Here is a 25,120-nt window from a genome sequence, read left to right on the forward strand (position 1 = left end):
ACTTAAGTTACAGCGGAAACCTGCATATTAGGTAGCAGAAATGCGGTACTCCTCTTCTTCTACTTTTTCTGTGGCACCTACTCATGGCTATACCTATATAAGAAGCGCCTGTTTTCTGGTTCTACTGCTGTTGTTGGGCTTTCATGCTCAGGCCCAAGATCCTTTTGCCAATTATATCTCCCAAGATTCCATTGATGCCTACGCACTTCGTACACCCAAAAACCTCACCCATTCCATTGAAACATTAACGCACCACCTGGTTTTTCCCTATGAAAGGGAGCAGGACAAGGTACGTAGCATCTACGCCTGGATAGTGGGTAACTTAAACTACGATCATAATTTGGCCAGAAAAGAAAAGAGGCCAAGAATTAAACCTCACCTTATACTTAGGTACCGGAGAGCCGTTTGTATAGGCTATGCAGATTTGTTTAACGCCATGTGTGCCCAGGCAGGCATAAAAAGCACCTGGGTAAGCGGCTACACCAGAGAATACAACTTCAAAAGCAAGAAACCCTTTTCTTGGTCTGAACACGCCTGGAATGCGGTAAACATTGAAGGTGAATGGTTCTTGCTAGACCCCACCTGGGAAAATAAAAGCATCCGAAAAACTAAGGTTGTACACCAGGGGAAAACGGTAGAACGAGTGAAGATCTCTGTTGGAGATCAATATTTCCTCACAAATCCGGAAGACTTTGTACTAGACCATCTCCCTGATAACCCGGTGTGGCAATTGCTTCCTTGCCCCCTCTCCCTATCTGATTTTCAAATGGGCCTGCCAAATGTAGAAGCACTCCTTTTACGCCCTGACACCTGCTATAATTATAACGACACGCTGGCTGCCCAAGAAAAGCTCAATCCTGCTTACCGGGAATTACTTTCGGGCTACACCGCCTATAGCTATAACCCAAAGAACCATGTAACATTGGGTTTGTCATTAATGAACTATGGCAGTCATTTGTCTCTGCTCAACAGCAAGAACAAAGATTTGGACTGGCTTGGGCGGCTGGAGCAGGAACAATTGGTGCTTTCTTATTACCAGCAGTCATTACCCCACTTGCGCAAGAGCAAGAGAAAGCACTTTTTGAAGGCCTGTAAAAAGAATATTAAGAGCTGCAAAAAAAGGCTGCACAGCTATAAGCAAAAAGCTAAAAAACAGCGGCAGATCATGGAAAAACAACGGCAGAAGGTTTAAACATCTGCCCTAAACCCATTACCTTTCTTGTTCACTAAGTCATATCTTTATGCGAATAGCCCTACTCTTTCTGGTTTGCTTTTTTCTTTGTGGTTGCTCTACACAAAATTTAAAAGGGAATTCCAAAAGCAGTCTTCCAAACATTCTGGTTTTTTACAAAACCACTGGCTATTATCACAAATCAATTCCTGAAGGGCTGAGAGCCATTCAAAAATTAGGTCAAGAAAATGGCTTTAAAGTAGACACCACTAAAAACGCCGCCTATTTCACACCTGATTCACTTGCCAAATACAAAGCGGTTGTTTTTTTGAGCACTACCCAAGATGTGCTCAACCCTGTTCAGCAAACAGCATTTGAAAAATACATACAGGCGGGTAACGGTTTTGTGGGGATTCATGCCGCTACAGACACGGAGTATGATTGGCCTTGGTACAATCAATTGGTAGGCGCTTATTTTGAAAGCCACCCTGAGGTACAGAACGCGACTGTAGTGGTGCAAGACAAATCTCATATATCTACCAGCTTCTTGCCTGACCGCTGGGACCGCCGTGACGAGTGGTACAACTTCAAGAGCATTAACCCCAATATTAAAGTGTTGGCCACCTTAGATGAAACCACTTACAAGGGGGGCAAGAACGGCCAGCAACACCCTATTATTTGGTACCATGAGTTTGATGGAGGCAGAGCCTTTTACACAGCCGGCGGCCATACAAATGAAAGCTTTCAGGAGCCCCTCTTTTTACAGCACCTTTTAGGAGGCATCAAATACGCCATTGGAAAATAACCCTTACAAAAAGAAAGAGCTGCTCTGTTATAAGGGCAGCTCTTTCTTTTTATGATAAAGTCCATTAAAGGATTCCTTTTCCGGGCATGGCTTTCACGTTCACATTATTTTTAGCGATCACATTGAGCAGAGTATCTGTTTTCTGCTCTTCTTCCAGGGTTGTTCTGAGCATGTCGGCAATCTCGGTAAAGCCTAGTTCCTCTGCAAGATAAGTGGCGGTACCGTAGCCGGAAATTTCATAGTGCTCTATCTTTTGGGCTCCGCAAATCAAAGAAGCATCCATTACCTCTGGCGTAGCGTCTTTGTGCATTACCTTCTCCCCTTCGGCTATCAAACCTTTCATACTAGGGTTACCGTCACCTTCAGGACTAATGCCAAGTTGAGCGGCAACTTTCTCCAGACGCTCTATCTGAACTTCTGTTTCTTTCAGGTGTTTGCTGAATGCCTCTTTCAGTTCTTTATTCTGCGCTTTCTCTATCATGCGTGGCAACCCCATCAAGATAAGCTTTTCACCACTGTATAAATTCTGCACCTCGTGACTTAGCAAGTCCTGCAGTGTTTTTAAATCGGCCATGGTTCGTATTTTAAAAGTTAAACATCTATTTCACCTCCTATGGTACGAGCGGGAGTGTTAGTAGTTAGTATCTGCCAGGCGGTTTTCAGTAATCAACATTTTAGAACAATACGTAAAGGCAGCGGGCTGTTTTGAAGCTGATTTCTGAAAATCAGTCCCAAAACAGCCCGCTAAGTCTGCAACAATGAAGGAAGCTTACAGAACCAGTACCTGTACTGTTTTAGCGGTACTGCCAGTGATAAGCTTGCACAAATACATACCTGGAGAAAGCTTGGCACCTTTGTCTGAAGTGAGAGTTTGCTGTAGTTGCTGGCTACCTGCTGCCTGACGGCCTAAAGAGCGGTTCACTACCAGGCGCCCAACCTGATCATACAGTTGTAAAGTCACTTCTGAAGAGGAAGCTAACGTGTACCTCACGTTCAGTAAGCCAGAAACAGTAGGGTTAGGGTACGCCACCATGCTTTCCACCAGTCCGCCCTTTTCTTCTTTTACCTTGGTCAATATTCCGTTGTCATTTAATCTGACAGAGGTATATAAACGAAGTTCACCTGGCTGCAGGGCAATGTTCTGGTTCACATTGTTTACAGTTACCTCCTGACCGGTTATGTAGTCATACCAAGTGCCAGTGCTCTGGAAGTTAGGGTTGATGTTGCCCGCGGTTACGCCAAAATTCCCCAGCACCGTTACATTCATGCTAGAATGGTTTAAGTGAATAGATTTAAGCGCACCAGATAAATTAAGGTTATAATCTGTTGTCTCGAAAGCTGGGTGATCAATGCGTAGTTTAATTAGCGCCAAGTACACATCATAGAGTTTTTTACGCTCCGGCACGGTGTAGTAATTCCACAAGATAGGCTTGTTTCCGGTGCGGCCGTTTTGATTGATTGGAATATCATATCCCAACTCTCCAAATTGCCAAATCATTTTAGGACCGGGTATGGTGAAGAAAAATCCGGCGGCTAACTGCATCCTTTCCAAGGCGGTGTTCAGGTTCTTTATGTTGTAACCGGTGGTGCTGTTACCGTACTGCAGTGCCTCTACCATTTGGCGTTCCTCATCATGGCTTTCCATGTAGCCTACCACATGCGGATGGCTCCAGCCACGTTGTTTATAGGAGATCCAGTTGAAGTTGGAGTTATTGGTATAGCCCAGAATAGCTTCTTTGTAGTTTGTGTGCAGGTTACCCCACAGCATCATTCCGTAATTAGCTAGAACTGTTTCTTCATCATTATTGGCAAAATGCTCCAGAATTACATACGCGTCATCATCTACTGACCAGATGTGGTCTGCCATGCGTTTTAGAATATCTATCCGGCTTTGGTCATATTGGGCCCAGGCATCCCAACTTCCTATCGTCTGCTTCTGAGTGAAGCCTTTAGAAAGGTCGAAACGGTAACCGTCTACTTTGTACTCCTGCAACCAGAATTCATTTACCCTGTCAATAAAGTACTTAGTGGCCGCACTCTCATGGTTGAAATCATGGCCTACGTTTGCCTCATGTTTAGGGGTGGGGTTAAACCAGGGGCTTTCAGGTGTTGTTTGGCCGGTAGCACTGTTGTAATACAGCTGCACCATAGGTGATTGCCCGTATGAATGGTTTAACACCATGTCTAATATCACCGCCATACCACGCGCATGGGCGGCATCAATAAACTGCTTCAGCTTCTGCTTTGTGCCATAGTATTTATCTGGAGCGAAGTAATAGGCGGGGTTATATCCCCAGCTTAAGTTGCCTTCAAACTCCTGCACCGGCATTAACTCTATGGCGTTCACTCCCAGCCGGCTCAAATAGTTCAGGGTGTCAATCATGGTCTGGTAATCATGCTTTTCTATAAAGTCACGTACCAACAGTTCATAAATGACCAAATCTGTTTTCTTGGGCTTATCAAAATTTGCCACTTGCCAAGTGTACTCTGGCTGACTTGTCTGAAATACCGTAACCATTCCGCTGGCTTTTCCGGTGGGGTAAGGCATCAGGTTAGGGTATGTTTCTGCAGAGATGTATCGGTCTTCATTAGGGTCCAGTACTTTTTCAGCGTAAGGATCTCCTATTCTTATGTTTTCATCTACCAGATACTGGTAAGCATATTCCTGCCCCGGAGTAAGATTATTAATCTGAACCCAAAATCGATTTCCATCGGGGGTTTTGTTCATAGGAGTGGCTCCTACTACCCAATTATTAAACCCACCCACTACATAAGCACTTTGCTTTCCGGGAGCATAAAGGTGAAGCAGTACACTGGTGGGGCTCAGGTAAGTGACGCCGTCTTTGGCATTGGCGGGCAAGGCCTCTACGGGCATAGGTGCCCGAACCACAAAAGTGAAAGAATCTGCCGTAATGGTGTTGTTCACCTCAGCTACCAGTTTCACTTTATTGGCACCGGTAGTGGTTGCGGTGACAGAACGTGTAATGATGGTGGCATTGGCTTCTTCCTGTACTTTTTCGCCGTTTATGTACAGCATTAGCTTTGCGCTGGCAGATGAGTTTCCCTGCACCTCCACCACTTGGTTCTGGTTCACAAACAGCCCATTCATGCCTACTGTAGGCTGTGAAAAAGAAACGTTAATGTTGCCGGTTTGGTAGATAGGAACCTGTATGTCTTTGCCCCCTGTATCTTTTCCCTCCCGGCTACCGTTAGAGTTCCGGAACACAAACATCAGAGCCTTGATTTCTTCATTGGCCGGTACGTTATAGTAAGTGCGGGGTGTTAGGGTGATCCGGTACATATTATTACCTAAAGGCTCCATTCTGGCTTTTTCAAGGTTTGTAGTCCACCCAGCTATCACATGCTTCCAATCAGACTCATTGGCGCTGTTGTTCGTTAATACACCAGTATGGGCGTAAATAGGAGGAGCCACATTGGCCAAACCACCGGTGCCTTTGGTAGCATCAAACGTAATAGTGACAGGCTCATCAGCGGTGGGGAAAGCCGGAGACCATGTGACCACCTGCGCCTGTACCGCCTGCACCAGAAACACCAGCAACAAGCCAAGCAAACGAAACGTAGTTTTCATACAATAGGCAAAGTTTATAAGGTAAAACAATCTGAAAGAATTGAAAACGAATTTACGAAATCGATTTCCTTAGCAATTTATTAATTATACCTTATTAACCAATGCCTTTTTTATCATTTTTACACCCATTTAAAATCTAACGCCTTACCAGTTGCACTGTGCTGCGTAGAAACGTAATTTACCCCAACTATATACTAGACCCATGCCTAAGACGAAGACTTCTCTCCCGCTTGTAACATCAGACTCTTGGCTTACCCCTTATGCCCCAAAGCTGGAGCAAAGGTTAAAAAGGTTTAAAGAGGTGCAGAAAGGCATAGTTAATGACGCCGGCAGTCTTTCTGATTATGCCTCATGGTACAAGCAAATGGGCCTTCATTATGAGCCAGAGAACAAAGGCTGGCGTTACCGTGAATGGGCTCCTGCCGCAAAGGCCCTTTTCCTCATCGGTGATTTCAACTTTTGGGATCGATCGCAACACCAGCTTACCAGAAATGAAGAGGGCATTTGGGAAATTTTCTTGCCTGAATCTGAGGTACAGATAAAACACGGCCACCGCTACAAAGTACATGTTATAGGAGCAGACAACTCAGCTAAAGACCGAGTGTCACCTTTTGTGTTCAGGGCAGTGCAAGACCCCCAAACTTATGATTTCTCGGGTCAGGTGTGGGCTCCGGAAGTGGAATTTGAGTGGACAGACCAGAAGTTCAGCGTTAAAAAAGTAAAGCACCCCCTTATTTACGAATGTCATGTGGGCATGGCCCAGGAAAAGCATGGTGTTGGAACATACCGTGAGTTTGCTGACCAGATTCTACCGCGCATAAAAGAGACAGGGTACAACTGCATTCAGCTAATGGCGCTGGCCGAGCACCCCTACTATGGTTCCTTTGGCTATCACGTGTCTAACTTCTTTGCCCCTACCTCACGTTTCGGCACTCCTGAAGACCTGAAATACATGATCAATGAGGCGCACCGCCTGGGTATTGCAGTGGTCATGGATTTGATACACGCCCATGCGGTAAAAAACGAAGCAGAGGGACTCGTGAATTTTGATGGCTCTAACGGGCAATACTTTCACGCTGGGCCGCGCGGCCACCACCCCGGCTGGGATTCTAAATTGTTCAACTACGGCGTGCCTGAGGTTCGCAGATTCTTACTTTCTAATGTTAAATACTGGCTCGAAGAGTTTCATATAGATGGTTTCCGATTTGATGGGGTTACTTCTATGTTGTACCACCACCACGGCGAAGGCGTCGCGTTTGACCATTATGACAAATACTTTGATGCCGGAGTAGACGAAGACGCTATTCTGTACATGCAGCTTGCCACCGACCTTTCTCATACATGCAAGGCCGGTTCTATTTTGATTGCAGAAGACATGAGCGGTATGCCTGGTCTGTGCCGACCAATAAAAGAAGGCGGAGTGGGCTTTGACTTCAGGTTGGGCATGGGAATACCTGATTACTGGATCAAGACCTTAAAGCACAAAAAAGACGAAGAGTGGAACCTGGATGAGTTCTGGCACGAGCTTACCAACCGCCGGCCTTTAGAGAAAACAGTTGCCTACGCTGAATCTCATGATCAATCCTTGGTGGGTGACAAGACCATTGCTTTCTGGCTCATGGACAAAGAGATGTATACCCACATGCGTACCAGTGACAAAAGTCTGATTATTGACCGCGGCATTGCCCTGCACAAAATGATCAGGCTGTTCACCATGGCTCTTGGGGGCGAAGCTTACCTCACCTTTATGGGCAACGAGTTTGGTCACCCAGAGTGGGTAGACTTTCCGCGTGAAGGAAACAATTGGAGCTACCAATATGCCCGCAGGCAATGGTCATTGGTAGATAACCCAGATTTACGCTACCGCCACTTGTGGCAGTTTGAAAAAGACATGTTAACTGTGGCCAAAAAACACAAGATGTTAGAAGGAGGAACAGCCCATAAACTGCACCAGGACAACCACAATAACGTAATAGTTTTTGAACGCGGAGGTCTGCTGTTTCTCTTCAATTTCCATGTTAGCCATTCAGTTCCTGACTATATTTTCCCTGTAGATCATGCAGGAACTTACCAAATAATTCTTTCCTCTGATTCACCTGAAACAGGCGGTCATAACCGAGTAGACACCTCTATTCTATACTTTACCCAACCTACAGCCTATGGCCCTAGAATGAGTATTTATTTACCAAACCGTTCAGCACTGGTGTTAGCCAGAAGAGACTGATAAATAATTCTGTTTTGCGCCTCTTTTGTAGAAAACAGGCGCAAAACAGAGAGGGATAATTTATAAATCTTCACTGACCTCCATTGGCGAAGAACAAGTAGTATGGACCAACAAAAAGGCTCCTTTATCAGAGGAGCCTTTTTGTTGGTATTGTTAATGGTACTATGATTGTTGTTAATCTATTACCCCATATAAAGCATCTAGTACCTTATCAGCGGTAGCATCCCAGGTCATTTCTTTGATGGCTTGCTGGTTTGCCTCAACTTTTTTCTTGCGGTATCTGCTGTCTTTCAGTAAGTGCAGAATCTCTTCAGCCATGGCATCCACGTCATGATAATCGGCCACACAGGCTTCTGGTAACACCTCACCGGCACCAGTTTGATTGCTGATAACTACGGGAAGACCGGCTTGTGTAGCCTCTAACACAGACAATCCGAAAGGCTCAGATAAAGCAGGCAGACAATACACCCCTGAATTCAGGAGGAGCTCCTCAGCTTGCTCAGGTGGTAAAAAACCGGTAAAGGTAACGGTTTTCTCTAGTCCTAACTTTTGGGCCTGCTGTTTTGCATCTTCCAAAAGAGGGCCATGGCCACCCATGACGAAATGAACATTACCGTCTTTACTTGCTACTTTTTTGGCTATTTTCAAGAACTGCAGAGGTCCTTTCTGTGAGACCATGCGGCCCAGAAAGGCAACTTGGTTGACAGCCGACTTGGCTGGTTCCTGAACTGTACAATCAGAGCAGCCGTTGTATACAACCTTTACCTTTTTAGCTGGAATTCCGTACCGTTTGACAATCATTTGGGCGGTTCTGTCGCTGACGGCTAAAACAAGATCTGCTTTTTCCATTGCCTTTACCTCCAGCTCATACACCCAACCCACTGGGTCTCCTGCCTGTCTGTCAAACGAAAGGCTGTGCACGTGCAGCACCAACGGAACTTTACGCTGGGTTTTGATTTCAATACCAGCCAAGAAAGTCATCCAGTCATGGGCATACACCACGTCTATTTCACGATGAGAAGCCAGACGGGCCGCATAGCGGGCGAATTGGATTACCTCAAAGTTCATGGTTCCTTTGGCCATAGAAGCCAAAGCAATTTCAGGGTTGGCTTTAGCACTAGGCGCAGACGGTGCCGATGCTTCTACCGCTTCTACTTCTTTGGTGATGATATCAGCCAGCTCCTCCTCCTCTTCAGGTGAGGCAACCGGGGCATTATCATAGGGTAATAAGTTAGCAGACACACGCAGTGTCTTGGCAAAACGCTCCAGATTTCTCTCAGCAGGAGCTTGTTGCACCTCCGCTAGGTCTATATCTTTTAGGCCAAACACTTCGGCATGTTTCTCTAAAGCCTTGTCTTGGGCTTGAGGCACAATCATTGTAAGGTCCACCTCTTTGGCCAAAGCCTTTGCTAAATGGAAGCAAGCTTTTCCAACTCCACCATTCAGAATCGGCTGGTCTTCCCAACCCAGCATTAGTACACGCAGTCTTTTCATTTTTTACTCAAAACTCCTTTATTCCAGATGCCACAATATAAGGCATAAACATATAAACGCAGCAATATCTGCAAATATAGTCAAGGGAAATCTATTTATTTTTGCTTCTTTGCCGCCAAGAGCAGCCACCAACGTAACTTTCAGTACTAATACAAGTTTCTAATGAATTAGTACGAAGACTTACTCCGCTTGCTGCCCAAACTTTTAATGACACTATGAACGAATCAATACAGGATAACAATTACATGATCAATGACCTGGGGGCGAAGCACGAAGAATACTTCGCGGGAACCGTTACTCAGGTTGAAAACGATAAAAATTTTGCGGTATTTACCTGTGACAACCATGTTGCCTTACGTGTAGAAGCCATAAACCAACATACAATACGCTTCAGATTTGCCACGAGCGCTGGCTTTGGCAGAGACTTCTCTTATGCTATTGCTCCGGACAGACTGCAGGAAAACGTAAAACTGAAAGTAAAGGAGCTGCACGACCATTACCGGTTAACGACCAAAGAACTTATCTGCACCATTACCAAAAAAGGACTGCGTTCCCGCATAGTAGACAAATCTGGCCAGGTGCTGTTAGAAGATGAAAAAGGGTTCCACTGGCAAGACCACAAAGATTACGGCGGCGAGATAGTGAAAATGAGCAAGCACGCCCGCCCCAGAGAATTCTACTATGGGTTAGGTGATAAAGCCGAAAACATGAACCTGCGGGGCAAGCGCTTCGAGAACTGGGGTGCCGACACGTATGGCTACACCAAAGGTTCTGACCCACTGTACAAGAACATTAATTTTTTTATGGGCCTGCACAACCGGCAGGCTTACGGTGTCTTCTTTGACAACACCTTCCGTTCCTTCTTTGATTTTGGCAGCGAACGCACAGAAATCACCAGCTTCTGGGCCCAAGGCGGTGTCATGGATTATTATTTCATTTACGGCCCTACCCTTACTGAGGTAGTACAGAAATACACACTTTTAACGGGTACTCCTGAGCTGCCACCGCTATGGTCGCTGGGGTACCACCAATGTAAATGGAGCTACTACCCAGAAAGTGTGGTAAATGACATCGCCAAAGGTTTCCGTGACCGTCAGATTCCGTGCGACGCCCTGTACCTGGACATTGACTACATGGAAGGATTTAGATGCTTCACCTGGTCTAAAAATTATTTCCCTGAGCCCAAGCGCATGGTGCAGGAACTAAAGGAGGACGGATTTAAGACTGTGGTGATCATTGACCCGGGCATCAAGATTGACCCGGACTACGAAGTGTTCCAGCAAGGCATAGAGAATGACTATTTCTGCCGTCGCGCTGATGGGCCGCTGTACAAAGGCACCGTTTGGCCTGGGCTCTGCCACTTCCCAGATTTTACCCGGCCAGATGTGCGCGAGTGGTGGACAGGTTTGTTTGAGGGGTTAATGGAAACGGGCATTGCAGGTGTTTGGAATGACATGAACGAACCCGCTGTGTTTGAAATTGGTACTTTCCCTAATGACGTACGTCACTCCTTTGACGGAGAACCTTGCAGCCACCGGAAAGCGCACAATATATACGGCATGCAAATGGCACGGGCAACTTATGAGGGAGTAAAGAAATTCGTGCACCCTAACCGTCCTTTCACCATTACCCGTTCTGGTTACGCTGGGGTGCAACGCTACGCCTCTGCCTGGACCGGCGATAACATAGCCTCTTGGGACCATTTATGGTTAGCCAATATTCAGTGCCAACGCTTGAGTATCTCTGGAATTTCATTTGTGGGCTCAGACATTGGGGGCTTTATTGAAACACCAGACGGTGAACTGTACATCCGGTGGTTGCAATTGGGTATTTTCCATCCTTTCTGCCGCACTCACTCCTCTGGTGACCACGGAGATCAGGAGCCATGGTCATTTGGGGAGCCGTATACATCTTTGGCCCGGCAGTTCATTGAATTGCGGTACCAATTACTTCCCTACATCTATACCACCTTCTGGCAATACGCCACCCACGGCACCCCAATGCTGCGTCCGCTGGCTTTGTTGGATCAGAACGACCCGGAGTGTTATTACCGTATGGCTGAGTTTTGCATGGGCGACCATGTACTGGTCTGCCCTATCACGCAACCGGGAGTAGACGGACGAATCATGTACCTGCCGCAAGGCGAGTGGTATGACTTCTGGACAGATAAATTGGAAACTGGTAAACAAGAGGTTTGGGCTGATGCTCCATTAAATCGTGTGCCTATGTTCATCAGGGCTGGAGCAGTATTACCTCTGTACCCGGTACAACAGTATGTTGGTCAGATAGAGGCACCTGAAGTCTCTCTTCACGTGTATTACAGTGAAAACTCCTGCCAAAGTGTACTATATGAAGACGGTGGTGAAGGCTATGGCTACGCAGAAGGAAATTACCTGCATAAAACTTTCTTCACGGCCACTTCCTTTACCACCTTTTCTGTTTCACAGAAAAGGGAGGGCAAGGGTTCAGATAACTACAGCATGTACCATGTGGTGATTCACGGGTTACCGGCGCCAACGGCCACAGTGGTGGTAGACGAACAGGAAATACCTTTTGAAACGGTACCAGAAAGCAATTTGCTCTTGGTGAAAGTGCCGGCAGCTTTTGAGCTGCTCAGTCTGCACTCTGAACCAAAAACATCTGTTTAGAGAACGCTTATCAACAACAAGTCGTGTGTTTTAGGGCTGTTTTGGCTAAAACAGCCCTAAAACACAGACTTGTTTATTATGCTAAAGCCGTAGCTTTTTCTAGTTTGCAGGTTAGTGAAGAAACAAACTATTCTTCGGAGTTGGTGGTCAGGGCCAGCTGATACGCCCGCTCATAATGCACCAGTAATTTTTTCCAGTCAAACATTTCTGAAAGGCCTTCCACCTTGTTTCGTTGGGCAATACGCTCACGGCGGCTCATTTCCACGTAATCAAACATGTGGCGGGTAAGCTGCTCGGCGGCATCGTCAAAGCTTCTTTCGTGGCGGTCAATTACATAAATACCTTTGTCAGTGTATTTTTTCACGTGCTTCTTCACGTAATCACCAAATCCTGAAAGGTCACTGGTGACGGCCGGAATACCGCTCGCCACACATTCTAAAGGGGTATACCCCCACGGCTCATAGTAACTCGGAAAAACGCCCAAGTGGCAGCCTCTCACAAACTGACCATACTCCATACCGAACAGCGGGTTAATGGGCGAGATAAAGTCTGGGTGGTACACCACCTTCACCCTATCATCAGCATTGTTAACCAAGTTGGAAGTACGCAGGAAATGAAGAATCTCATCAGTTTGGTCATTCACCAGATTGTGCGTGACTACCGGCGGTAGCTGATGCGTTTTCCAGGACTGAATGGTTCTGCGGTAGCGCAGTTTCCAATAGTCGTCCACGAAGCTGTTTAGCTCAGGCAACTTATGATCGGTGCAACTGGCGGCGGCATTGAACAGCCGCTCTCCTAACTGTTCCTGAATTGATTCTACCGTATCCTGAATTTCCTCCATCAGCGCCTTTGAATGCAGCACCGCCGGATTGATGGAATAAAAAGGTTGTTTGGTCACGAAAAACATTACCACCGTCATGTCTGATTTTGCCTGCTTCATGCGGTGATTCAGGCGAGCCAGGGCCTCCAGGGTAAGGTCAAAGCCTTTGTTGCGGTACTCATACCTACCAGAGGTGAAGAAATAAATGGTTTTCTCCAGATCAAAGGGGAAGCTCTGGAAGAAATGCCCCATCACAAAGCGGTGGATCTTCTTCTTATACGTTAAATGCAGGTTCTGAAACTCGTGCATGGCCGTAAACCGCCGGATGTTCAAGCCATTGGGTAGTACGGTATCTGGTATGCGGTCCAGCAGGTATATACACTCCCGCACCGTTACCTCACTTACCGTAGTAAACACATGGGCCCCGTGTGCGGCAGCCCTTTCTATAGACACTGCCGGTTCAATATTGAAATGACGGGCTTCGTGCTGCCAATCTACCGAGGTGAGTTGATCATAGAAATTAGGATCATTCATGGCCAGGTAACGGCCCAGTAAGGTAGCGTGGGTGGTAAAGACTATTTTTACCGGCACTTGCTCCCGCCTCAGGTCCGGAATGGCAGAACCCACCATCCATTCATGGAAGTGCGCCACTACTTTGGTTTTATCAGCCAGTATTTTTATGTACCGCTTCACCATGTCACCGAAGGCCAATACCTGGTTCAGCAGATCTTCATTGGAGGTGGGTATTCTATGGTTCTCCCAAAGAAAGTATTTTATCTCGCTCAGTCCCCTGAAGGCACTTTGCGGGTTGATTAATACAATTTTGGGACGGCCAGTCACTAGCCAGGTGCCGTAGTAACACTCAATGCCCTGCTCTCTCAGTTCCAGCACTGCCTTTCCGTAGACATCAGAATAGTCGTCTGAAGGCTCAAATTCGGCAGCGGCCTGGTTTGGGAAGTAAGGTCCAATCAGACAATATTGGTCACCCCAATATTCCATCATGGCCGGTACTTTGGACCGGATTACCGTATAAATTCCACCTACTTGGTTGCAGGCTTCCCAGGCTATTTCTAATAAGTGTGGAGAGGCAGTAGACTTTTTGTCCATGGGCAGTTCGATTTTGACCTATATTACTCAAAAAAGCAGAAAACGGATGTAGTAAACTACTCTTTTTCTAAAGAATTTTTACTTTAGAGGCACACCTTTTTAAAACTATCGTAATGAAAAGACTGCCGTAGAAAATGATGTTAGACGCATATAAACTTTAGCTCTAACATATCTTTCTCTTTCTTAATACTTTCTGCAAAGTATACAGTTTAACTACGGCAAAAGATAAATGCGGGGCTATGAACCCAGCTAAAAACTTACTGGCAGAGTTTAAAAATTTCAATTCTGGAATTACCAGTAAACATGATAGAAAGGTTAAAGCATTAAAAGGACTACCCACTACATAAAATCGGGCTGAAATTCAGCTTCACTAATTTTAACAACAACAGCAGAACAACACCTATGAGCACCGTATATGAAGGCCAGGTAATTTGGTCACAGATTGATGCAAACATGCACCTGCGCCATTCGGCTTACGCCGATTTTGCCGCCCAAGCCCGTATCGCCATGCTAGATAGCTTGGGACTTGATTTTAAATCGTTTCAGAAGTTACGAATCGGACCTATTCTTTTCAGAGAAGAATTGCAGTACCTGCGCGAGGTTTCCATCAATGACACGGTTAAAATACATTCGGTACTAACCAAAGCCAGACAAGACGGGTCACGCTGGTCTATCAGGCACGAGGTGTTTCGTGGTGACGGCACCAAAGCAGCGGTTATTCTGGTAGACGGAGCCTGGATAGATATTGCGCAACGGAAATTAGCTACCTTGCCACAGGAACTCTCCGAGAAGTTTATGGGCTTACCCAAAGCTGAAGAGTTTACGTTGGAATAAAAATAGCCTCTGTTTTAGGGCTGTTTTTGTAAAAACAGCTAACAGAGGCTAACTAAAGGATATTGATAGCTATGCTTTCTGGCTGTTCAGATAAATCAGGAAGCGGGTTCCGCCCTCAATCTGGCTGGTTACTTCTATCTGTCCGCCCATTGACTCTACGTGGGTTTTAACCAGAAACAACCCTATCCCCCTGCCATTTTTATTTTTATGAAACCGCTTATACATTTTAAAAAGATCTTTTTTTGCCTTCTCCAAATCAAAGCCGGTGCCATTGTCTGAGAAAGATACGGCCACTCCTCTTTCTTCACTGTAGTAGCACTTAATGATAATCTGCAGCGCTCTTTTCTGGGAACGGTACTTTATTGAATTAGAAAGTAAGTTGTAAAAGATACTATACAGATAGGCTTTGTTCCCCTGCACCGTGAGGTCTTTACCTACTTCTAACTTTACATGGGCTCCACAATTTATAAGCTGCTCCTCAAAACTCTGCAGCACCTGCTCCAGTAAGCCTGCTAACGGAACATCTTCCTGATCCTGCACATCTTGTCTGTCACGGATGGATAACACCATGTTCAGGTCTCGGAGAACAGTGTCCATCTTGAATACTGTTTTCTTCAGATGGCTCAGTGACTGTTCAAACAAGGGGGAGCTTTTGTCTATACCGGTTAGTAATTCTGCCAACCCTAAGGCATTGGCCACCGGGGCTCTTAAGTTGTGGGAAATAATGTAGGTAAACTGCTGCAAATCGCGGTTCTGTTGGAACAAATCTTTCGTCATTTCCTTCTGGCTGTACTCTATCTCTTTGCGGCTGGTGACGTCTTTAAGAATGGCAATATATTGAATGATTTTCCCGTCTTTGTCACGAATGGCTGTGATGTCCATTGACAACCAGAACTTTTCACCTGACTTGCGGTAGTTGATTATGTTTACATTGAATGACTCACCTAAAGCAAGCTTTTGCCGGAGTATTTCTACTGTTTCAGGGTCTGTTTCCGGCCCTTGTAACACCGAACCTGGCTTTTTACCTTTCACCTCTTCCAGGTTATAGCCGGTAATTCTGCAAAAAGCTTCATTTACCCAATCTACATACCCATTGGCATCAGTAATCACTACACCGTTTATGGTTTTACTCGCCACCAATGACAGCTTTTCCAGCTCACGCTTATTATTTATTTTATCAGTAATATCTGCGAAATAAACAGAAAGACCTTCTTCAGAGGGAAAAGCCTTTACTTCCAACCATATGTCAAGCCGTTCAAGGTAGGCTTCAAAGTGTACAGCCTCTCTATTTTGCAGGGCGTACCGATAATGCTTGAAAAAAGTACCGTCTACTTCTTCCGGAAAGACATCCATGATTTTTTGTCCGATCAGCTCTTCCCTGTTCACTTTTAGAATTCTTTCAAACTCCTTGTTAACAAAAGAAAGCCTGTACTCTTTGTCCAGAAAAAAGAAGGCGTCGGTAATACTTTCAAACACAGAAGCCAGCTGTTGGATCTGCTGCTTGATAGATAAATTGGAAATAGATATTTGTGTAATGTCACGCAAACGGCTAAACACCCCTGTCACCACGCCATTCACAAAAACCGGAATTTTAGTGACATCAAATACCTGACGTGGATGATCTGCCAGTGAAAAGCTTACCTCATAGTTAACTACTTCTCCTGTGACAGCTTTTTGCATACTATCCCAGCAAATAGGTTTTACCTCTTCGGGCAGCAGGTCAATAAGTTGCATTTGCAACAGCTCTTCTTTCTCGGCTTGAAAATACTTTAGAAAGGCTGGGTTGGCATCTAGAATTAACCCTTCTTTATTTTGGTAAATGATTAAATCAGGGTTGTTTAAAAAAAGAGCTCTGAAGCATTGCTCACGCTCCTTTAATTTTTCGCGGTCTATAACCCGTTCAGTGATGTCACGGGCGCTGATTACTATTCCTCCTACTTCGGCATTATCAAGGTAGTTTATTCCATGCAATTCAAGCCATCGCCAGTTACCATCGGAATGCTGTACCCTGCACTCTGATAAAGTTCCCTGACCCGATGCCAGTACCATCTCCCATGCTTCCTGCGCCTTGGCAAGGTCTTCGGGGTGCACCAGTTTAAAGGCATTGAAGTCTACTAACGCATCTGTCTTACAACCTAATACTTTCTCGGTTGCACCGCTGGTGTACAGAAAATCACAGTTTTCATTCAATACAGCCTGCATGTCTGCTCCTTGGTTGATGAGTGACCTCAGAAACTGTACTTTGCCGTTTTGAGTTGAGCTTTCATCTGCCACTGGTTGGTTTAATCTAGCCACACAGTACATACTTTGCTGCTCCTCCACAAAAACAACTGACCAAGTCAGCCCCACACTCTTCCCGCTCTTCGTAAGGTAGCGGTTCTTAAAATCTACTACTTTTTTACCTTCTTTTATTATTTCCTGAGTGACGGCTTTAGTCTTGGGTATATCTAACGGAGAGACGTAATCAATGAATTTTTTCCCTTCCAATTCAGAAGGAGCATATCCTAAAATTGCTTGACTAGCAGCACTGACATGTAAAAACAAACCATTTACATCAATGGTACAAATCATGTCACTAGAGAATTGAAGCAAGCCCTTGAGAACTTCTGCATCCCAGGTATTCGTCATAGTATAGTATTTATATATTCTATTATATATCAGTTAATTTAAAGGGTATAATATTACTAAATTCAAAATAAAGTCCTTTAAATTAAGTTTATTATCAATTTTTATATTAATAATATCCTAAATCTACTTTACATAAAATTCTTCCTCACTTAGAAAGAAGCACAAAATCTCTCAACCAGTCAGCATTTTATAATTACCGATCTGGATTGAATTATTTGTTTGTTACGCAGCACCTACAAGTTAAAGTTTTTTCAATAAACAAGTTAATGTTAACTTAAAACTTTATCTGTTTTACCATCTCTATCACCTATATAGAAGCGCTTTTTGCAGGCATATATTCACCATTTCACTCAGGTAGGCATTCTTGAGCACTCCTAAAACAATTAATTTTGACTTATTCTTCAGCCTCTCTCTACCTTCCTTGCATTTGAACTTGCCCCTATTCATCTACTTTTTATAACTTGGTCGCATGAAAACACACATACAAGCTATCAATAAGCGTCTGCTCTCTCTCCGGCAGGCACTTTTCCTCTTTGTCTTTTTTGCCGCTGCCACGGCGCAGGCGCAGACAAAAGACCCAATGGTGGAGCGCATCTTGAAAGAGGCAAACGAAAATTCACAACTGAAAATGTTGGCCCATGAACTGATGGATGGTATTGGCCCAAGGCTAGTTGGTACGCCGCAAATGAAGAAGGCGCATGACTGGGCAGTAGCCAAATACCAAAGCTGGGGTATTCCTGCCCGTAACGAGAAATGGGGAGAATGGCGCGGCTGGGAGCGCGGAACTTCTCATATAGACATGCTGCAGCCTTGGGTAAAATCTTTAGAGGGAACCCAATTGGCCTGGAACCCCAGCACCAAAAGCAAAGGCGTAACCGCAGAAGTAATCACCTTACCAGAAGTAACCGATTCTGTTGCTTTCCAGAGATGGCTGCCAAGCGTGAAGGGTAAAATAGTTTTAATTTCAATGCCACAGGCTACTGGCCGCCCTGACTACAACTGGCAAGAGTTTGCCACCAAAGAATCATTTGACAAAATGAAGGCTGAGCGTACTGCTCAAACCGAAGCTTGGCGCGAAAAAATGCGCAGGATTGGCTACAATTCTCGCGAGCTGCCGGTAGCGCTGGAAAAAGCCGGCGCAGTGGGTATTGTCGCCTCTTACTGGTCTAACGGCTTTGGAGTTAATAAAATCTTCAGCGCCTATACCAAAAAAATACCTACCGTTGACCTTTCACTTGAAGATTACGGCCTTCTTTACCGCTTAGCTGAATCTGGTAGAGCCCCCAAAATCAACATCAACACGCAGTCAAAAGAACTAGGGGTTGTACCTGCTTTTAACACCATAGCTGAAATCAAAGGATCTGAAAAGCCTAACGAGTACGTGATCTTGTCTGCCCACTTTGACTCTTGGGATGGCGCTACCGGCGCTACCGATAACGGTACCGGCACTATTGTAATGATGGAAGCCATGCGTATTCTGAAGGAAGTTTACCCTAACCCAAAAAGAACGATATTGGTAGGGCACTGGGGAAGCGAAGAGCAAGGCCTGAATGGTTCTCGTGCCTTTGTGGCGGACCACCCTGAAATTGTGAACAACGTTCAGGCAGTTTTCAACCAAGACAACGGAACCGGCAGAGTGGTGAACATCTCCGGACAAGGCTTCCTTCATGCGTATGATTATTTGGGCCGCTGGCTTTCTAAAGTACCTGCCGATATTCGTCAGCACATAGAGACCTCTTTCCCGGGCACTCCTGGCGGTGGCGGATCAGACTATGCATCCTTTGTGGCGGCTGGTGCACCGGCTTTCTCCCTTAGCTCCCTGAACTGGTCTTATTTCAACTACACCTGGCACACCAACCGAGACACCTATGACAAAATTGTTTTTGATGATGTGCGCAACAACGTTATTCTCACCGCTATTTTGGCTTACATGGCCAGCGAAGACCCAGAGAAATCATCTAGGGAGAAAATAGTGATGCCAGTCAACCCAAGAACCGGACAGCAAACTAACTGGCCAGAGCAAAGGCAACCAACCCGCCGTGGCGGATTAGACTAATTCTATCCATTACAGGTTAAACTAATACAGAAGAGGCACCCAAAGGGGTGCCTCTTCTGTATTGATTATGCTCTTCAGCTTAAAGCTCATAAAAAAATGCGTAGGCTTTTCTCTTTCTTTAGAAGATAAGTACCTTTATGGTAATCGCACCAAAGCGAAGATTTCCCCCACTAAATACAGTATCAAGTTTCTTTGGCTCGTTTGGGTTGAGGTATATATTTTAATTGCATATGGGGGGTAGCATAGTAGGAAAAACCTTTACCTCAATTCAAGTTGCTTGGGCAGACCTCATTGGCCCAGTAGATAAATTTCTGCTGGAGCACAGAGTTTATAACACCTTTTGCCTTATCACCATCATTGCCGTAGGCTACAACATTCCCTTCAATTATGCGGTAGGATTGTATTGGTCTTCTTTTTTATCTGCGTTCATGATGGTGGTATTGGCCACTTCCTACTACCTCTCCAGATTTAGACAGAAACATCAAACTAGTTTTGTTCTGTCTGCTGCTACCGTTACGGCGGTTTTTGGAATTAACTATTTTTTCAATGCTGGTATAAATGGCCCCACGCTGCTACTGCTAGCCTTATCTTATTTCCCTATTATGGCGGTAGCACCAGCCAGTCAACGCTGGTTGTGGACCTCGGCTAATATAATATTGATGGTGGCCCTGATGGTGATAGAGTTCCTATACCCCCAGTCTGTCTCCGGCCACTATACTACCCGTGAAAGCCAGTTTGTAGACATGGCCTCCTCTTACATGATTGTTTTCATTCTGATAAGAGTGTGCACTGTATACCTGGTAAAGAGCTACAATGCCGCCAGATTTGCCTCTGAGCAGGCGGCGCTTGAGCTGCAATACCTCAACCAAGATAAAAACAAGCTTTTTTCAATTGTATCACATGACCTCCGCGCACCCTTGAGTAACATTAAAGGGTATTTGGAGATATTGGCTACATCAGACTTGCCAAACCACCGCCGGTCTGAAATAGAAAAACATTTACTTGTGGCCACCCAAAATACTCTGGAGATGCTCACAAACTTGTTGGCCTGGTCTAAAAACCAAATGGAAGGCGCTGAAAAAGAGTTTATTCCTTTGCAAGTGCGGCCATTGTTGGCCCCCACCCTTGAATTGTTCAGTGACATTGCCCGGGGCAAAGGCATAACCATTGAGAATCATATTTCTCCAGACATTGCTGTTACCGCTGATCCGGACATGCTCCAGCTCATTTTCCGGAACCTTGTGAACAATGCCATAAAATTCACCGCACTAGGTGGGCAGATTACTCTTGGCTCAGAAACAGTAGGCCAGTCTGCCATTTTTACCGTTACCGATAGCGGCACCGGTACACCCGTCTCTCTTAAAAGTGATATATTCCTTTTGAAAGGCCACAGAACCTACGGTACTAAATCAGAAAAAGGCGTCGGCCTTGGTCTAGTTCTGTGCCGGGAATTTACGGAAGCCTTACAAGGCTCTATCTGGTTCGAAAACCATCCTCACTCCGGAACTACCTTTTACCTTCGTTTACCCTTGGCGCTGAATTTTACAACTCCTGCTGTGCCTGTACAGGAATTGGTAAAAGTTTGATATTTCCTCAAGAGAAAAAATATCAAATCAGATTTTGGTAAAATTGATAACAGGGCTCCTGCTACTGGAACTTTAGAAAATTAAGTTAATATATTTGCTGGCCTTCAAAGCCCCTCTCCTTTAATATTTTATTTACAAAAAAATGAACTATCTATTATTTCAGAGTAGCAATATTTTCTGACTCAAATAGCTTATAGGAATTGGTATATCTGAAGGAGCTTTTAGGTAATGGATAAGATTGAGCTACGCCTTAGGGAAAGCTCTAACTACGTTCTTTTTCCAAAGTGCTATAGACTTACCTAAACATGCTTTAAAATGAACGGCTGTTTTAGACCCACTTTTTTTAAAACAGGTCTAAAACAGCCGTTCATTTTATTCTTTTCTCGCCTACGTAAAAATTCTCATCTACAGTCAAGCTCTTTATGGTTATTGGGAGCTTAGCTTCTTTCCAGGTGCCAGTAACTGGCTGTAGCCACTGCTCTTTCTGGTTTACCCACACCTTTACCGGAATACTGAAACCTTGTACAGAATTTGCCCAACGATAAAATAATTTTTTACCTGCAAATCTGTACTCCAGCACCGGCACCTTTGTATCTCTCAAGTATTGATCAAAGAAAGACTTTAAATCTATTTGCAGCTGCTGACTCAGATAACTTTCTATTTGTTGAGTGGTAACGGTTTGGTGGTAGAAATCTTTGTTCAGCCCCCTCAGGACTTGACGCCACTTCTCATCATTGTTTACCAGCTGGCGCAGGGTGTGCAGCATATTGGCTCCTTTGTAATACATATCGCCGGAGCCGCTGTGGTTAACGTTATAAAACCCAATGATAGGCCGGTCGTTCATGATGTTTTGCCTTGTTCCAATGACATACCCACTTCCTGCTTTTTTGCCGTAGTAGTACTCTACAAACAGATTTTCTGAGTAGGCGGTAAAGCTTTCATGAATCCACATGTCGGCAATGTCTTTGTAGGTAATGTTGTTGGCAAACCACTCATGCCCACTTTCATGAATAATGATAAAGTCGAACTTTAGCCCCCAGCCAGTACCGCTTAAATCTCTGCCCAAATAGCCATTTTGGTATTTATTACCGTAGGTAACTGAACTCTGATGCTCCATACCCAAATAAGGCACCTCTACCAGCTTAAAACCATCCTCATAAAACGGATAAGGACCAAACCAATGCTCAAAAGCCTTCAACATACGAGGTACATCTTTGAATTGCTTTTTGGCCTTCTCCAGGTTATAGCGCAGCACATAATAACTGCAGTCTAGCTTTCCTTTTTCGCCTATGTATTCTTCAGAGAAGTGAACATAATTTGCAATGTTCACATTCACCCCGTAATTGTTGATTGGGTTGGTAACGGCCCAGTGAAATGTTTGGGTACCGTCAGGGTGCGTCTCTGTTTTTCTGAGCCGACCATTTGACACGTTGATCAAGCCCTGCGGCACCCGCACCCGAATCATCATACTGTCCGGTTCATCATACATGTGGTCTTTGTTAGGCCAAAAAAGGCTGGCGCCGTCCCCTTGCACCGAGGTGGCTATGAAAGGTTTGCCATTCGCGTCTTTCTGCCATGTTACTCCTCCGCTCCAGGGTGGGTTTATACTTACCTGCGGCTTGCCACCGTAATGCACCTCTACCGTTTCTTGTGCCCCCTGCTCCTGCTTCTTCTGAAGTGTCACGAACCAAGCATTTCCATCTTGCCTTACCTTCAACTTTGTGCCGTTTTGCACCACCTCAGTGATTTGCATAGGTGGTTGCAGGTCTATCTGCATTACTTGCCTGGGTTCCAAAACTTTGTAACTGATATGATTAACTCCCTGCATGGTATTGTCTTGTAAATTTACCTGCATCTGCAGATCATAGTGTTCTAAATCCCACCAGACCCGCTCAGGGGTAATTGATCCGCGCAGTGTATCTTGGCGGGTGAAAGAGCTGGAATTCTGGGCAAAGGCAACGGTGCTCCCAAACATCAGCAAGAACCTCACGCTCCATTTAGTATATTTTCTGAGTATTAATTTCATTGATTTTTATCTTCTGGTCAGGTGCAAGTTAAGCCAGATAAAGCAAAGGTACCTCTTCCCTGTTTTAAGCCTGTTTTTAGAAAACCAGCTCCAAAACAACCGGTAGATTCTTGTGTTAGAGGCTTAATACTTAAAATACAGAATATTTCTTCATTTGTAACGCTCCTAAAGTCAATTCATTCTCCAGAAACAATCACTAATGAAGGCCCCTCTTGCATAGGTTTTTCTGCTTCTCAAAATTCAGTTTTCAGTCTGTTTTGAAGAAAAGAGGCTGAAAACTGACTAATTTACTTCTTTCCTTCATCTTCTAATTTATTATGTTGTTTCTGCTGCATTCTTATATTTGAAAAAAGGAATACCGAATTTCAGCATTTTACCGTACCACTAGTTTTACACAAAACACCGCCTCAATGACTATATTTGACCTTATAGGTAACACGCCTCTCATAGAGATTAAGAACCTTAACCCCAACCCTAAGGTAAAAATCTTAGGGAAGATGGAAGGGCAAAACCCAGCCGGCAGCGTGAAAGACAGACCTGCCTATGCCATGCTGAAGAACGCGTTGGAGCGTGGGGAAATAAAAAAGGGCGACAAACTAGTGGAGGCAACCAGCGGCAACACCGGCATTGCCTTGGCCATGGTGGCGCAGGCGCTGGGGCTGCACATTACCTTGATCATGCCAGATAACTCTACTGCTGAAAGAGTAAGGGCTATGGAAGCTTACGGTGCAAAGCTTATCTTAACTCCCGCCGAAAAAACCATTGAACACTCCCGTGCTGTAGCCGAAGACATGGCCGCAAACCAAGGCTATCACCTCCTGAACCAGTTCGGGAACCCCGACAACTACCGCGCCCACTACGCCAGCACCGGCCCTGAAATCTGGAAAGACACTCAAGGCAAGGTGACACATTTTGTTTCGGCTATGGGCACTACCGGTACCATTATGGGAGTTTCAAGATACCTGAAAGAGCAGAGCCAAGCGGTACAGATAGTAGGCACTCAACCTTCAGAGGGATCAAATATACCCGGTATCAGAAGATGGTCTCCTGAATACCTGCCGGAGATATATGAACCAGCCCGTGTTGACAGAATTATAGATGTGAGTGAAGCAGACGCCGTGGCCATGACCAGAAGAATGGCCAAAGAAGAAGGTATATTGGCGGGCATGAGCAGCGGCGGTGCTTTATATGCCGCCACCAAACTAGCGCAGGAACTGGAGGAAGGCCTGATCGTCTTTATAGTCTGTGACCGCGGCGATCGCTACCTCAGCTCTGATTTATTTGAGTAAGACTATAAACAAGCCAGAAGGCTGCCCTTTTTGTGCCGCTGAATCCTTAATTAGAGGTTTTAGTACAAAAGCCTTATTTGCCTTTAAGGTAGAAATGGGTCTCTTTCCGGCTATAGTTTATAAATTCAGTAACCCATTCATTTATTACCGTAACTATATGAGTTATGTTTGGAATGAATGATATACCCAAGTTTTTTCTGGCCTTTTTCCTGGTGCTACCCATCATCTCTTTTGTGCACGAGGCGGGGCACGTATTTTTCGCGTGGTTAATGGGGGGCAGAAACATTAAAGTAACCATTGGTACCGGCTCTGTTTTGTTCCGTATTGGCATTCTGGAGGTGCGTAAATATTATTTTTATTACGGTCTCTGCACTTTCGATAACCTGAAACGTAACAAACGTTTTTCCAATATTCTGATTTTTGCCGGGGGAACTATCTTTAATGCACTTGCTGCCATGTTGGTGATTCACCTAGTAGAAATTAACGCGCTTGAGACAGGCATTCTCACTTACCAGTTCACTTATTTTTCGTTGTATTATATCTTTTTTGCGTTACTGCCCATGCCCTACCCAGACGGTAGCTACAGTGACGGGAAGGTGATTCTTGACCTCATCCGGAACAAGGCACTGGTAAGTACGTACCGGGTAGAATGGAATGAGGAAAAAAAACAGTGGTGTGTGCTAGACCATGACAGGAACCTGGTGCAGAGTTTTGAAGACGAAGAAGCGGCCTTGAAAAAAGGCCATGAAGTAGCGCAACTGCACAGGCCAAGCCGCCTGTTGAATAGCAAAAGCGGAGAAGAAACAGAGGTGCACAACTTCCCCAAAATACCCTTATAAATTA

Annotated in this window: 15 protein-coding genes; 9 read left to right on the plus strand and 6 right to left on the minus strand. The window is 45.1% G+C overall.

All coding sequences use genetic code 11. The features are described from left to right. Positions 1–40 precede the first annotated feature (40 nt). Both A8O23_RS18240 and A8O23_RS18245 read left to right on the plus strand, forming a co-directional pair. Complete coding sequence (locus tag A8O23_RS18240) at positions 41–1,192, plus strand: transglutaminase domain-containing protein (protein ID WP_066624562.1); 1,152 nt, start codon at positions 41–43, stop codon at positions 1,190–1,192. Positions 1,193–1,241: 49 nt separating this feature from the next. After that, the gene (locus A8O23_RS18245; RefSeq protein ID WP_066624565.1) at positions 1,242–1,976 is read left to right on the plus strand and encodes a ThuA domain-containing protein; all 735 of its coding nucleotides are present in this window, start codon (positions 1,242–1,244) and stop codon (positions 1,974–1,976) included. A 64-nt stretch (positions 1,977–2,040) separates the two neighbouring features. On the opposite strand, the gene A8O23_RS18250 is transcribed toward A8O23_RS18245, so the two are convergent. After that, the gene (locus A8O23_RS18250) at positions 2,041–2,550 is read right to left on the minus strand and encodes a YciE/YciF ferroxidase family protein (protein ID WP_066624568.1); all 510 of its coding nucleotides are present in this window, start codon (positions 2,548–2,550) and stop codon (positions 2,041–2,043) included. 195 nt (positions 2,551–2,745) lie between these two features. After that, on the minus strand, positions 2,746–5,565 hold the full coding sequence (locus A8O23_RS18255) for a DUF4961 domain-containing protein (RefSeq protein WP_066624569.1): 2,820 nt from the start codon (positions 5,563–5,565) through the stop codon (positions 2,746–2,748). A 202-nt stretch (positions 5,566–5,767) separates the two neighbouring features. Between A8O23_RS18255 and A8O23_RS18260 the strand changes: the two genes are divergently transcribed. Next, positions 5,768–7,789 carry an alpha amylase C-terminal domain-containing protein gene (locus A8O23_RS18260; protein WP_066624570.1) on the plus strand — a complete coding sequence of 674 codons (2,022 nt, stop codon included), beginning with the start codon at positions 5,768–5,770 and terminating at the stop codon, positions 7,787–7,789. Between the two features lie 174 nt (positions 7,790–7,963). On the opposite strand, the gene A8O23_RS18265 is transcribed toward A8O23_RS18260, so the two are convergent. Further along, the gene (locus A8O23_RS18265) at positions 7,964–9,283 is read right to left on the minus strand and encodes a glycosyltransferase family 4 protein (protein WP_082883153.1); all 1,320 of its coding nucleotides are present in this window, start codon (positions 9,281–9,283) and stop codon (positions 7,964–7,966) included. Between the two features lie 215 nt (positions 9,284–9,498). Here A8O23_RS18265 and A8O23_RS18270 point away from each other — a divergent pair, with 215 nt between their 5' ends. Next, positions 9,499–11,931, plus strand: coding sequence for a glycoside hydrolase family 31 protein (locus A8O23_RS18270; protein WP_239693444.1), 2,433 nt, complete (start codon positions 9,499–9,501; stop codon positions 11,929–11,931). A 127-nt stretch (positions 11,932–12,058) separates the two neighbouring features. Here A8O23_RS18270 and A8O23_RS18275 read toward each other — a convergent pair whose 3' ends face one another. Further along, positions 12,059–13,858: a glycosyltransferase gene (locus A8O23_RS18275; protein ID WP_066624573.1), complete on the minus strand. Its 1,800-nt coding sequence runs from the start codon at positions 13,856–13,858 to the stop codon at positions 12,059–12,061. A 402-nt stretch (positions 13,859–14,260) separates the two neighbouring features. Here A8O23_RS18275 and A8O23_RS18280 point away from each other — a divergent pair, with 402 nt between their 5' ends. Then, positions 14,261–14,692, plus strand: coding sequence for an acyl-CoA thioesterase (locus tag A8O23_RS18280; protein WP_066624575.1), 432 nt, complete (start codon positions 14,261–14,263; stop codon positions 14,690–14,692). A 69-nt stretch (positions 14,693–14,761) separates the two neighbouring features. Here the strand turns inward: A8O23_RS18280 and A8O23_RS18285 are convergent, their stop codons facing one another. Continuing rightward, on the minus strand, positions 14,762–17,320 hold the full coding sequence (locus A8O23_RS18285; protein WP_066624580.1) for a PAS domain-containing sensor histidine kinase: 2,559 nt from the start codon (positions 17,318–17,320) through the stop codon (positions 14,762–14,764). 469 nt (positions 17,321–17,789) lie between these two features. On the opposite strand from A8O23_RS18285, the gene A8O23_RS18290 reads away from it, so the two are divergent. Both A8O23_RS18290 and A8O23_RS18295 read left to right on the plus strand, forming a co-directional pair. Beyond that, complete coding sequence (locus A8O23_RS18290) at positions 17,790–19,376, plus strand: M20/M25/M40 family metallo-hydrolase (RefSeq protein WP_082883154.1); 1,587 nt, start codon at positions 17,790–17,792, stop codon at positions 19,374–19,376. Between the two features lie 230 nt (positions 19,377–19,606). Next, the gene (locus A8O23_RS18295) at positions 19,607–20,962 is read left to right on the plus strand and encodes a sensor histidine kinase (RefSeq protein ID WP_082883155.1); all 1,356 of its coding nucleotides are present in this window, start codon (positions 19,607–19,609) and stop codon (positions 20,960–20,962) included. A gap of 367 nt (positions 20,963–21,329) precedes the next feature. On the opposite strand, the gene A8O23_RS18300 is transcribed toward A8O23_RS18295, so the two are convergent. Beyond that, positions 21,330–22,988, minus strand: coding sequence for a M1 family metallopeptidase (locus tag A8O23_RS18300; RefSeq protein ID WP_066624582.1), 1,659 nt, complete (start codon positions 22,986–22,988; stop codon positions 21,330–21,332). Positions 22,989–23,398: 410 nt separating this feature from the next. On the opposite strand from A8O23_RS18300, the gene cysM reads away from it, so the two are divergent. Both cysM and A8O23_RS18310 read left to right on the plus strand, forming a co-directional pair. Then, complete coding sequence (gene cysM, locus A8O23_RS18305; RefSeq protein ID WP_066624584.1) at positions 23,399–24,277, plus strand: cysteine synthase CysM; 879 nt, start codon at positions 23,399–23,401, stop codon at positions 24,275–24,277. A gap of 173 nt (positions 24,278–24,450) precedes the next feature. Further along, a complete protein-coding gene (locus tag A8O23_RS18310) occupies positions 24,451–25,116 on the plus strand; it encodes a site-2 protease family protein (RefSeq protein WP_239693445.1) in 666 nt (221 codons plus the stop codon). The last annotated feature ends 4 nt before the right edge of the window (positions 25,117–25,120 follow it).

Origin of the sequence: Rufibacter roseus (assembly GCF_001647285.1) — a bacterium.
Lineage (GTDB): Bacteria > Bacteroidota > Bacteroidia > Cytophagales > Hymenobacteraceae > Nibribacter > Nibribacter roseus.